10 protein-coding genes are annotated in these 12,362 nt (G+C 69.1%); 3 read left to right on the forward strand and 7 right to left on the reverse strand.

Going from position 1 to position 12,362, the window contains the following annotated elements; genetic code table 11:
- Window positions 1–299 precede the first annotated feature (299 nt).
- The 5 genes from FHS29_RS31660 to FHS29_RS31680 all read right to left on the reverse strand — a co-directional run bounded on the left by FHS29_RS31660 (window position 300) and on the right by FHS29_RS31680 (window position 5,880).
- Complete coding sequence (locus tag FHS29_RS31660) at window positions 300–1,505, reverse strand: amidohydrolase (RefSeq protein ID WP_184697121.1); 1,206 nt, start codon at window positions 1,503–1,505, stop codon at window positions 300–302.
- A gap of 82 nt (window positions 1,506–1,587) precedes the next feature.
- Entirely contained in the window at window positions 1,588–3,195 is a 1,608-nt protein-coding gene (locus tag FHS29_RS31665) for an ABC transporter permease (protein ID WP_184697124.1), read from the reverse strand.
- Entirely contained in the window at window positions 3,192–4,019 is an 828-nt protein-coding gene (locus FHS29_RS31670) for an ABC transporter ATP-binding protein (protein WP_184697128.1), read from the reverse strand. Before FHS29_RS31670 ends, FHS29_RS31665 begins: the two co-directional genes overlap by 4 nt.
- 25 nt (window positions 4,020–4,044) lie before the next feature.
- The gene (locus FHS29_RS31675) at window positions 4,045–5,079 is read right to left on the reverse strand and encodes an ABC transporter substrate-binding protein (protein ID WP_184697131.1); all 1,035 of its coding nucleotides are present in this window, start codon (window positions 5,077–5,079) and stop codon (window positions 4,045–4,047) included.
- 54 nt (window positions 5,080–5,133) lie between these two features.
- Window positions 5,134–5,880 (reverse strand): FCD domain-containing protein, encoded by a 747-nt coding sequence (locus tag FHS29_RS31680; RefSeq protein ID WP_184697134.1) that lies wholly within the window; start codon window positions 5,878–5,880, stop codon window positions 5,134–5,136.
- 127 nt (window positions 5,881–6,007) lie between these two features.
- Here FHS29_RS31680 and FHS29_RS31685 point away from each other — a divergent pair, with 127 nt between their 5' ends.
- Complete coding sequence (locus tag FHS29_RS31685; RefSeq protein WP_184697137.1) at window positions 6,008–6,793, forward strand: nucleoside phosphorylase; 786 nt, start codon at window positions 6,008–6,010, stop codon at window positions 6,791–6,793.
- A gap of 160 nt (window positions 6,794–6,953) precedes the next feature.
- Complete coding sequence (locus FHS29_RS31690; RefSeq protein WP_184697140.1) at window positions 6,954–8,138, forward strand: MFS transporter; 1,185 nt, start codon at window positions 6,954–6,956, stop codon at window positions 8,136–8,138.
- 127 nt (window positions 8,139–8,265) lie between these two features.
- On the opposite strand, the gene FHS29_RS31695 is transcribed toward FHS29_RS31690, so the two are convergent.
- Entirely contained in the window at window positions 8,266–8,871 is a 606-nt protein-coding gene (locus FHS29_RS31695; RefSeq protein ID WP_184697143.1) for a hypothetical protein, read from the reverse strand.
- Window positions 8,872–8,881: 10 nt separating this feature from the next.
- Window positions 8,882–9,478 carry an SMI1/KNR4 family protein gene (locus FHS29_RS31700; RefSeq protein WP_221456925.1) on the reverse strand — a complete coding sequence of 199 codons (597 nt, stop codon included), beginning with the start codon at window positions 9,476–9,478 and terminating at the stop codon, window positions 8,882–8,884.
- Window positions 9,479–9,826: 348 nt separating this feature from the next.
- Between FHS29_RS31700 and FHS29_RS31705 the strand changes: the two genes are divergently transcribed.
- Window positions 9,827–12,094 (forward strand): DUF8189 domain-containing protein, encoded by a 2,268-nt coding sequence (locus FHS29_RS31705; protein ID WP_184697149.1) that lies wholly within the window; start codon window positions 9,827–9,829, stop codon window positions 12,092–12,094.
- The last annotated feature ends 268 nt before the right edge of the window (window positions 12,095–12,362 follow it).

Raw genomic sequence — 12,362 nt, forward strand, 5'->3', positions numbered from 1 at the left:
TGCGTCCTCCGCACATCGGCAGGCTAGGGCGGATCGGTCGCACCGTGACCGGGCCGACGCGACAATTGCTCCGTGCCGACCGGAAAAGACCCTGAACGGTCGCGCTACCATCGTTCGGTGATCGGGTCGAATGGCGGACCCGTGCCCTCGGACAGGCACGACGCGGTCCTCGTCACCGCAATCCCGTCACCGGGTCCGCGACGGCCTTCCCGCGCCCCGTGGGAGCGGGCGATCCGGTCGAGCGGCAGCGGGTCAGTCCGATGTGGACAGTGCGGACAGGGTGGCTGTCGTGGTGCTCGTCAGGCCGGGAGGGTGATCTTCCCGGCGCGGGCCACGATCTTCCCTCGCTTCATGACCAGGGTCCGCTGGGGCGGCGCCACGACGATCTCCCCGATCGCGTCACCGGGGAGCACCACCAGGTCCGCCGGGTCGCCGACGTCGAGGTCGCACCGTTCGAAGCCGAGTGCGTCGCGACCCAGCCGGGTGGCCATGGTCACCGCGAACTCCAGGTCCTCGTCGCGGCGCCAGTAGCACTTGTAGGCCATGAACATCGCCCGGGACAGGATGTCGCCCTCGCCCCACGGCGACCACAGGCTCCGCGACGAGTCGGACCCGAGGCACATGCGGACACCCATGGCGTGCAACGTCTTCACGTCCGGCACCGGGAGGAGTCCGTGCACACCGACGGCGACCGCGATCCCGGCGTCGGAGAGCAGGGTGCCGAGGTGCTCCAGCTGCGCCGGGGTGGGCTCGGCGAGGCTGAACACGTCGCAGAGGCTGACCTTGCCCTGCATACCGAGTGCCTTGACGCGCGCGGAGATCTGCCCGATGAGCCAGATGCCGAGTTCGCCGGACTCGTGCAGGTGGAAGTCCACCGGGACCTGGTACTTCTCCGCCAGCCCGAAAACGGTGTCCAGCTGGCGTGCCGCGTCACCGTCCACCCCCGCCGGGTCCAGGCCTCCGACGGCGTCCGCCCCTTCGCGCAGGGCCTGTTCGAGCAGTTCGGCGGTGCCCGGCTTGCGCAGCAGCCCGAGCTGGGGGAACGCCACGATCTTCAGGTCGGTCAGCTCGGCCAGTTCCTCGCGCACCTCGAACAGCCCGTGGATCCCGTCCAGCCCCACCTCCGGGGCGACGTCCACGAACGTCCTGATGGACGTCGACCCGTACGAGACGCAGTTCCTGAGGAAGGCACCCGCCCGCCGGGCGACCGGTGTGGTGGTCTCCGCCCACTGCCGCACCGTGTCGTCGAACATCTGGTCCATGGTGATGGGCTCGGAATCACGCCGGACCCACGGCTCACCCCAGAGGCTCTTGTCGGCGTGCGCGTGGCCGTCGACGAAGCCCGGCAGGACGATCTGACCGTTCAACTCCTCGACGTGGTCGGCCGGTCCGAGGTCGGCCGGGGCACCGGGACCGATGGAGGTGATCTTCCCGTCCGCGACGGTGATGGTCCGTGGGTCGCCGACACCGTTGATGCGTCCGTTGGACAGGATGGTTCTGCTCATGGGCTGTCTCTCACTCTTCTCCGTCGTCGGGTCACGGTCGTGTGGTCGGGTGTGGTCGGCGCCGTCATTCGATCTGGCGCCGTCATTCGAGTCGGCGCAGCGCGGAGTCCTCCAGCGCGTTGGCGATGTGGTACGCCGCAAGGGAGGCGAGCAGGACGGCGGCGACCCCGCCCCACACGAAGTTGTAGTCGGACAGCGTGGCGGCGACGGTCATCGACGCGCCCAGGCCGTGCCCGGTGGCGAGCCATTCGGCCACCATGGCCGCGCCCACCGACAGCGGCAGCGCGACCTTCACGGAGGCCAGCAGGGCCTGCAGCGAGTACGGCATCAGCAGCTTGGTGATCCGCTGCCGGCGGCCGGCCCCGACCGCGCTGAAGAGGTCCGTGGCGCTGCGGGGCACGGCCTTCATGGCGAGCAGGAGGTTGACGAGCACGGGGAAGAACGTCATCACCGCGATGAGGACGGTGACGGCGACCACGCCGCGGCCGAACACGAGCGCCAGCAGGGGCATCGCCGCGACGATCGGGACCGACCGGAGGGCGATCGAGATCGGCATCAGGATGCGCTCGACGACCGCGAACTCGTGCGCGAGCACGGCCGTCAGCACGGCCAGGACGAGGCCGGCGGCGAACCCGACGCCGGCGTCCACGAGGGTTCGTCCCAGGGACGACAGCAGGTACGACAGGGCGTCCTGGGTCTCACCGTCGGAGGTGACCAGCTGCGTGTCGCCGTCGGCGAAGTAGGACAGGACCTGCACCGGACCCCGCGCGACGGCATCGCCGCCGGGAACGACGAGGACGAGCAGCCACCAGCCCAGCACGACCCCGACCACGGTGGACACCACGGCCAGGACGGCACGTCGCAGGCCGGCGAGACCTCCGCCGCCCCGGGGCCTGCGCCGTTCCGCGCGGGCGCCCAGGACGGTGTCCGTCGAACGGGTCCACGGGAAGGCCAGCCTGGTCGCCGCCGGCAGCACGAGGAAGGCCACGGCCGCGAGCAGCGAGGTGACGATCGCCAACCCCCACGCCCTGGGCACGTCGAAAGCGCCCTGCGCCTGGACCATCGCGACCCCGAGCCCCCGCGTGCCGCCCATGTACTCACCGATGATCGCCCCGAGGATGGCGCTCGGCGCGGCGACCTGGAGGCCGGCCACGCAGCTCGGGATCGCCGCCGGGAGCCGCACCTTGCGGATGACCGTCCACTCCGAACCGCCGCACGCGCGGATCACCTCGACCGACGTCTTGTCCACGCTGTTGAGGCCGAGGACGGTCGCGACGAGCGTCGTGAAGACCACCGCCTGCGCGGCCAGGATGACGCTGGGCGTGTCACCGGGGAACGCGATCGCGAGCAGCGGGGCGATGGCGATGAGCGGCAGGGCGATGGCCCCGACCGCGAGCCGCTCCAGCAGCGCCTGGACCCGTGGGAAGGGCAGCGTGCCCAACGCCAGCACGATCGCGATGCCGTTGCCCCACAGGTACCCCTGCCCCGCCGAGGACATCGTGGCGGCTGCGTTCTGCGGGTAGTAGTGCGCGTCGCTGCCCATCTGCCGCAGCACGTCCAGCGGTGACGGCACCACGGCCCCGAGGTCGCCGAACGACGAGGCCGCCTGCCAGATCAGGAGCAGCGCCAGGACGGTCAGGCCGGGCGCGACCGCGCGGCGCAGTCGGCCGAGGGGCGGCGGGCCGTTCACCGGGGACTCCCGTCTTCGCCACCGGCGAACAGCTTCCGGGCCAACTCGTCGCACAGCGCGTGGAACGCGCTGTCCAGCAGGATCTCCGCGGTCCGCGGCCTGGGCAGGTCGATGGGGACGACCTCGACCACGGTGCCGGGGCGCGGCGACATCAGGATGACCGTGTCGGACAGCAGCACCGCCTCGGCGATGCCGTGCGTGACGAGCACGGTGGTGGTGCCGCGCTCGGACCAGATCCGCTGGAGTTCGAAGTTGAGGCGCTGGCGGGTCAGGTCGTCCAGCGCCCCGAACGGTTCGTCGAGCAGCAGCAGTTCCGGCCGGGTGACCAGGGACCGCGCCAGCGAGACCCGCTGCCGCATCCCGCCGGACAGCTGCGACGGGCGGGCTTTCTCGAAACCGGTGAGGCCGACCAGCCGGATGAGGTCGGCCACCTCCGGGTCGTCGCGGCGGCCGGCGACTTCGAGGGGGAGGCGGATGTTCGCCTCCACCGTGCGCCACGGCAGCAGGCCGGCGTCCTGGAAGGCGACCCCGATGCCGTGGCGCTCGCGCAGCTGCCTCGGGGTGTGCCCGTGGACGGAGACCGTGCCGCCGGTCGGTGTCTCCAGGTCGGCCAGCACGCGCAGCACCGTGGACTTGCCGCAGCCCGAGGGGCCGAGCAGCCCCACGAACTCGCCGCGGCGGGACTCGTAGGAGAACTCGCGCAGCGCTTCGATCGCCGAGCCGCCACCGAGAAAGGTCTTGCTCAGGCCGTGGATGGCGATCCCGTCGCCGGGTGGTGGGCCACCTGCCGGTTCGGCACCGGTCCGTGCAGCGGCTTCGAGCATCGCTTTCCTCCGATCCGGCACCGCGTCAGCCTTCGAGCAGTTCGTTGGTGAACAAGGACCTGTCGGCGGTGATGCCGATGCTGCCCAGGCTGGCGATGGTCTCCTCGATCAACGTGTCGGGCATCCAGAGCAGTCCCTTCGAGGCGGCGTCCGCGCCGCTGACGTAGGGGGCCATCGCGGACAGCGTCTTGACCTGTTCGTCGAGCTTGAGGCCGAGGTCCTTGCCGTACTTCTGGATCGTCACCTCGGCCGCGCGCTGGTGGCTCGCCAGCGCGGCGTCCCAGCCCTGCCTGCTGCCCGCCAGGAACTTCCGCGCGTTCTCCCGCGCGGTCGGATCGTCCAGAGTGGCCTGTGACACGAAGAACACGCTCTGCATCCGGTTGAAGCCGTAGTCGGCCATCGGCATCACGTGGGTCTGGATGCCGCGCAGGCCCAGCGCCACGGGCTGGTTGGACGCGAACCCCCAGATCGCGTCGACCTCGCGGGCCGCCAGCGGTGCCGGGTCGAACTGGATGGGCACGAGCGTCACCTTGTCCGGGTCGACGCCGTTCTTCTTCATGAACACCAGCGCGGTGTTCTTGCCCGCCAACGTGATGCCGAGCTTCCTGCCCTCGATGTCCTTCGGCGTCCGCACCGGGTTGTCCGCCAGGGAGATCCAACACTCCGGGCTCTTCTGCAACCCGGCACCGACGATCTTCAGCTTCGCGCCGCCGGCGACGGCGGTGGCGACGTTCTCCGGGATCGCCTCGATGCCGGCGTTGACCCGGTTCGTGGTGACCAGCGGGGTGACCGGTGAGTTGGGTCCACCCGGGACGACTTCGACCTCCAAGCCCTGCTTGGCGTAGAACCCGTCCGCGACGCCGACGAAGATGCCGGAGTACTCCACGTTCGGGATCCAGCCGAGCTTCACCGACACCCGACCCTCGCCGGCGGCCCCGTCGCCGGTGGCACCGCAGCCCGCCAGCCACAGCCCGGCGGCCGCGACGGACGCGCCCCGCCCGGTGGTCCGCAGGAACGAGCGGCGGCTCATCCCGCGCTGCTGCAAAAGGATCTGGGTCATTCGCGCTCCCGAACGATGTGCATCCTGGTCACTCGCGTGCGCAGGACGGAGTTTTCACTTGGACTCGATCTCTGCCAGCACCGCGTGGATGACGTGGGCGTTGCCGCTGTTCGCGAACTGCTCGGTCTCCCGGATCATCCCGTCGAGGTGCACGACCATCAGGCGCTCGGCGCGCTCCGGATCCCGGTCCGAGATGCCCGCCACGATGCCGCGGTGCTCCTCGTCCCACCGCACCAGCGCTTCCTGCTTGATGCCGATCAGCACCAGCAGGTGTTCCAGCGGGTCGAGGCGTTCGTCGAACAGCGTGGTGGTGATGGCCTGGATCTGCCTGTTGTGCGACGCCTGGCCGATCGTCCGGTGGAAGCCGAGCCGTTCCTGCCAGCGCCCCGAGCCGGTGGTCTCGACCATCTTCCGGAGCTGGGCCAGTTCCTCGGGCCGGGCCCGCAGCGCGGCGGCCCGGGCGGCTTCCCGCTCGATCCCGCGCCGGCCCACGAGGTGGTCCACCAGGTCGTGGACGTCCCGCAGGTTGAGGGCGTCGGCGAAGTTGGACGCCCGCCGGCTGTCCAGCAGCAGGTTGGCGGCGGCCCGGCGCCCCTCCTCGGTGAGCACCCTGCCCTTCTTGCCGACCGACTGGGTCAGCGCCCGCTCGTCCAGTTCCCGCAGCAGCCGGCTGACCGTCGACTCGCTGACCGCGAAACCCTGTTCCCGGAGGTGGACCAGCGCGGCGCGCGCTCCCATCGGGCCTGCCTGCGAACTCATGGCCGCGAGCAGGGCGGACTCGATCGGTGGCGTGTGGAGCACGCTCCGTCTCCTCTTCGTCAAGTTGTTGTGGGGAAGGTAATAGCCGCTTACTGTGTCCGTCAATAGTGACGGACGTGCGTGATTTCTGACCTTCCCCTGTTGATCGTGACGAACCGAGGAGACCGGCATGACCGCGAACGGACGCGCCCACCACCTCCACCTGGACGAGTCGGACGTCGGCGGCTACGCGCTGCTGCCCGGCAACCCCGACCACGTGGCCGACATCGCCGCGCTCCTCGACGAACCGGTGTTCGTGGCCCGCAACCGCGAGTTCGAGACCTGGCGCGGGTCGCTGGCCGGGGAAACAGTCGTCGTCACGTCGACCGGCGTCGGCGGACCGTCGACGGCGCTGGCGGTGGAGGAGCTGGCCGCCCTCGGCGTCGACACGATGATCCGCGTAGGGGTGTCCGGCTCGATGCAGCCCGACACCCGCAACGGCGAGCTCGCCATCGTCACCGGGGCCATCAGGGACGAGGGGACGACGAAGCAGTACCTGCCCGTGGAGTTCCCCGCCGTGGCGACGATCGAGGTGGTGCGGGCGCTCCAGGAGGCGGCGGACGCCGGGGGAGTGCCGTACCGGTGCGGGCTCGCGCACACCAAGGACTCGTACTACGGCGAGACGGAGCCCGAACGGATGCCACTCGCCTCGGCGTTGGTGGAGCGCCTCGACATCTGGCGCAGGGGCGGGGCCGTCTGCTCCGAGATGGAGACGGCCGCGGTGTTCATCGTCGGGTCCGTGCTGAACGTGCGGACCGGCAGCGTGGTGATGATGTGGAGCGGGGACGCCGTCCGCGACGGTGGGCCCGCACCGGCCGTGGAGCCGCTGTTCGCCACCGCGGTGGAGGCCATGCGGCACCTGGTGTCCGCTCGCGGTGCAGCCGGGGTCGCCGGGCGATCGGTCGGTGTGGCTTGACGGCGCCTCCGCACCGACCCGCCGGCGAGCCGCCATCGCCCGGAACAGTCGACGAGCCGCCACCGCCCGGAACGGCCGATGAGCTGCCTACGCGCCGACCCGCCGGCAAGCCGTCATCGCCTGGCACAGCCGCAGCAGTGGGCGGGCGACAGGGTGGGCGATGAGGTTGCCGCGCCGCCCACCGGCCCGGGGCTTGGCCGTCCTGGCCGGCGTCGTGCTGATCGCGGCGAACCTCCGGGTGGCGGTCACGAGCCTGGGCGCCGTGCTCGACCAGGTGCGCGACGACCTGGGGATGTCCACCGTGACCGTGTCGACCGCCGCGACGCTGCCCGTGCTGTGCTTCGGCGTCGTGGCCGCCGCGACGCCCTGGGTGGTGCGACGTGTCGGTGCCCCGGCCGGGTTGGGGATCGCGATCGCCGCCCTGCTGGTCGGGCTGCTGGTCCGCGTCTCCGGTGGCGAAGGCACGCTGCTCGTCGGGACGTTCCTCGCCTGCGCGGGCATCGCCACCGCGAACGTTCTCGTCCCGGTGGTCGTCAAGGCGGAGTTCCCGCACCGCGTCGGCGAGGTCACGGGCGCGTACAGCGCCGTACTGTCCCTCGGTGCGGCGGTCGGCGCTGTGGCGACGGTGCCCGTCGGCACGATCACCGGTGGCTGGCGGGGTGGCCTCGCCGCCTGGTCGGTGCTCGCCGCCGCAGCCCTGCTCGCCTGGCTGCCCCTGGCACGTCGGCGCACCGCCCCTGCCGAGGCCGCGATGTCGGTGCGGGTCTTGATGCGCAGTCCGGTCGCGTGGGTGGTCACTCTGCTGTTCGCGACCCAGTCCTTGCTCGCGTTCGCCGTGATGGCCTGGCTGCCCACGGTGTACCACGATGCGGGCTTCTCGTTCAGCGAGGCCGGTGCGCTGCTCTCGGTCAGCGTCCTCGCCGGTGTGCCGGTGTACTTCGTGGTCCCCGTCCTCGCGTCCCGGCTCCGGACGCAGGGCTGCCTCGGCGCGGGCCTGACCGCGTGCCAGCTCGTCGGCCTCACCGGACTCCTGGCCAGCCCCGCGACGGTGCCGTGGCTGTGGGCGCTGCTGATCGGCGTGGGCGGCGGCGTGTTCCCGCTGACTCTGGCGCTGTTCAGCCTGCGGACCCGCTCCACCGCCGGTACCGCCGCGCTGTCGGCACTGGCCCAGAGCGGCGGCTACCTCGTCGCGGCCGGCGGCCCGTTCCTGGTGGGTGTGCTGCGGGACGCGACCGGCTCCTGGTCGGTCCCGATCCTGTTCATGATCGTGATCTGCCTTCTCCAGGTGGGGCTTTCCTTCGCTGCCGGGAAGCGGCGGTTCACGACAACAGCAGAACCACCGTGATCCCACCACCGGTGATGCGAATCGGGGTGGACAGCGAGGTCACCGCCGCGACTCCTGTTCGGCCGCGCCGGTGGTGCAGTCCGGCCTGACGCGTTCCCAGGGGCGTACGCGCTGCGGTCATCTGGGTTCAGCTGTCGAGGCAGCCGCCGTGGGGCAGAGTTCCCACGACGTCGTGTCCACTCAGGCCCGAGGGCACCTGCCGCAGGTAGCCGATAACGCAGGTCTGGTCGTCGACCTGGATCGCGTACAGCAGGCTTCCCTCCGGGGCAGGGTCATCGTCGTCCGCGATGCGAGCGCTGCTGCGGCTGAAGCCTTCTCTGGCCGTGTCTTGGCTCAAGCGGTCGACATCGGCCTGAGTAGGCGGCCGTCGCTCGTGTTCGCGTGCGCAGGGCATGCCTCGCTCGGTGAAGCAGCTGCCGAGCAGCATGGGCACGTGTTCGATCCGCGTGAACGCGGCTTCGGCGTCGGCGCGTTGAGCCTCGGTGATCCTGCCGCGCCGACCGGCGTCGGCCGACACGCGATCGCAAAAGTCACGAGAGACCTCCGCTTGTGTGCCCCATATCGAGCAGAGGTGCCCTCCGGCAGTGCCGGAGCCGTCAGGCGGACCGGTCAACAGGATCGTTGCGACCAGCCCGAGTGCGACGAGCCCAGCCACAACCGCAACGAGATGCCACCGCGCGCGCACCGGACGCGAGCTGGTTGCGAAGACTGAGCCGTCCTCGTTGTGGGACAAGGTTGCCACCTCACCGGTCGCAGCGTGGGAGATCATCGGGCGCGGATTCCCAGAACAGGCGCCCGTCACTGACGACTGCCTGGTCCGTGGAGGTGTGGATGTGCCGCTCGCGCGCGGCATCCACGTACCGACGGCGGGCTTCGGAGCCGGTGTGCAGGGCGTTGGCGACATCGGCGAGCATGTCGGCGACACCGGTCCACCACGGACCGTTATAGGTGCCGTCCTCGCCGCTCCAGTGTTGGACGCACCCGTGTCGGGGTCCGGAGCGGAGGTCGACGAACAGCATATCGCCGCCGCCGTCGGCAGCGATGGGGATGAACGAGGTGAGGAACGCCCCCGCAGGGCTGCCGGCCTCACCGACTGTGGCGTTGCGGATGGCGGTGGGCGCGCCGGAGCCGACCCAGATCGACCTCTGGACCAGAACGTCGCGCAGGGAGCAGGGTTCGAAGAACGGGGGCAACAGCAGCCCGTTGCCGTCGGGCAGTCCTGTGCCGTTGCACAGCCGCCACCACGTGACCAGGTCGTCCGGAAGGTCCTGCCCGACGTCGTCCCGCACCGCACGCAGGTCTTCGTCACCGGCGGGTGGCGCGAGCGCCGCGAACGTCAAGGGGGCGTGGATCTCCAACCAGGACGTGATTCCACGCCAGGAGTCCACTACTAATTTGTCCACGGCACCATTCTGCACTACTCCGGACCGGCGTGTGTCGTGGTCCTCATGCCGGTGTATTGCAGCGGTTGAGCCGACTGTGTCGGCTCCAGCTTGCTGCCGCGGTAGGTGCGGGTGCAATCGGGGTTGATCCGAGTAGGCCTAGACAGGCTTGTGTGCCAACGAAATGATGCTGATGGGGGTTTGATCCACAACCCGAGGGGGGTTGTTTTGTTTTCCCATGCCAGAAAAGCCTCGATGCCGTTCTGCGGCCTCCGATGGCGAAGGCGGTCCATCGGTACTCTCACTGTGCTCCTCCTGCTCACGGCTGGCATGACCGGCAACTCGTCGGCGGACCCGAAGGTTCCTCCGGCACCATCCCAGCCACCACAGGTACTGGCCACTTCGGACGGTCGCGTGCACTACCTCGGCCTGTGGTGGGACCGTGGAGAGCACATCGCGCTCGACGCGCCGAACGGCCAGGGCTTCCGGCAGCAGTTGCCGCCCAATAACAATGTGTTGTTCTCCACAAGCGTGCCGGTCGAAGCCCATGACGGTTCCCTGCGTATCGTCGCCACGGGAAACAACGGCTCGCTGTGGACCACCGCACAGCAAGGACGTAACGGACCATGGGCAAACTGGACGAATCTGGGCGGTCCTCGAGTACAGACCGACGCGGCAACGATCATCCGCGGTAGGAGTGACGCGATCTCGGTGTTTGTCGCAGCCGCCGACGGCGCGGTTTGGACGCTGCGCCAGCAAACGAAAGACGGCCCGTGGGGAACTTGGAAATCGCTGGGCGGCAGCGGTTTGGCCAACCCGGTTACGGTGGGCCGGGGCGTCGGCGACGCCTTTGAAGTCATCGCCACCTCGTGGAAGACCAAAACCGTCTGGAAGGCATCACAGGCCGTCGCTGACGGTCCGTTCTCGACATGGCAGCAGTTCAGCGACCCCGGTTTCCACCGGCATTCGCAACTGATCACCCACGCGGACCGAAGCATGGAACTCGTGGTGCGCACACAGGGTGGGCAGGTGGCCACCAAGCGCCAGACCTCTCCCGGCGGTTCGTGGGCGCCTTGGTCGACGCTCACCGGCCCAGTCGGGACCGGGAAACCTGCGGTGATCCTTCGCCCGGATGGGCGGCTTACCATCGTAGCCGGCTCGGCGGATGGCCGCCTGTTCTCCGGTCGGTTCGGGTTCGACCCGACCGTTGGGCGCACCGTGGCGGAACAGTGGGAGGACCTCGCCGACCACGGTGCGCCGCGCGTGTTGGCAGACCAGGCCCTTTCGGGAACGGGACGGTCGGATGGTTCTTGGGTCGCCGCCTACAACGACGGCACCGAGAATTTCGCAGAGATCGTCGGCAACTACTCCGAGTCGGCGCAGGACCAGCCCGAACCCGTACAGCCGGCCTTGCGAGACCTGGCGTCGGTACGTGCGGATGACGGCCGCAGCGGACAGTATGCCCAGGGGGTCTATGGGGTACGGCCGGTCGGCGCGGCCGGGTGGTCGCCGCCAGCCTTCCACTATGAGCACTTCACATACGACGAGTGCACCAAAACGGCGGACGTGGTCCGCGAGGACTTCTCGATAAAGAATCGCTACTCTTCCTGCTGGGCTGCGGACAACACTGTCCATATCAAGATGGTCTGTCAGCGCTTGCGGGGTGAAGATGTGTGCTTCGGGCGCCGCATCACTTTTACGGTGACAGTGATCGGGCTTGGGTCGGACTACTACCGGCAGGGGCGGTTCGCCATCTCCGTTTCACGGTTCCAGCACGTCCTTCCCGTCGATGAGGGGATCAAGGTCAGCGTCGAGGCAAGGTGCCTCCCTCTGGCCGAAACCACCGATTGCGAACCGGACCGCGACACGCCGCCGGCGCAGCGCACGATCGCCGAGTGGATGAACAACAAAGACGCTAGGGGTGACGTAATCGGCGCCGAACCCCAACCCAACCCTGCAGTGAACCCGGAGAAGCTCGGCTACGGCAAGGCCTGGGTGCGAGTACGGGTGCAGCGGCAGGACGGAAGCGTCAGACAGGTCGACTCGCCGGGAGTACGCCTCCGGTTCGACTCGGCCGGGTACATGTCGGTCAATGGCAGCAGTGGAACGGTCTTCCCGGATGTCAATCCGGTGATGAACTTCCCGATCAACACCCCGGAGTTCGTTGCCATGAAGCAATCCGGTCTGCACTACAAGCAGGCCATGGAACATCCGGAACAGACGATCCCTGCTGTGGCCGGCAAGTCCATCCCCGGTGCCATCGGCGGAACGCCCCTGCACCGGCTGAAACACGATGACGAATGGCGCAAGGAGAACCGCGACGAAGCAGTGCGCACCTGTAAGAGCAGTGACATGCCGCCGGGCGAATACCCGAAGGACGGGTACCAGTGTGATGAGTACCCCTTCGCTAGCACGCGTGAAGGGGCCTCCCGCACGTACAACCCGCTACGGAACTTCTCCGTCAAGTCGATCCCAGCGGACGACAACAGCGCGTCGGGGATCTGGATCGGTACTTGGTATTCGTACGACCGTATCATCGATGGCGACCAATTCTACGTGCGTGTGATCGAGTAACACCCGTACACGGCCTTACCGACCGAACCCCCGCTTCGCCGGGTGTGGCGAAATCTCGTCACACCCGGCGTTCATCACCTTCCGCAGCTTCGTGCCGAACCCACCACCGCTGGCATGTCGCCCGACCGCCACCGCGCAACGTGCCTTCCCTATGTGTAGGGACGACCGCAGTAAGAGCTGGTCTCACGTGGTGATCGTGTTGCTGTCATGATCTGTGCTGTGGTCGATCGGTTGGCGTTGCGGTTGGTGCCGGATGAGTTGTGGGCGG

Origin of the sequence: Saccharothrix tamanrassetensis (assembly GCF_014203665.1) — a bacterium.
GTDB lineage: Bacteria > Actinomycetota > Actinomycetes > Mycobacteriales > Pseudonocardiaceae > Actinosynnema > Actinosynnema tamanrassetense.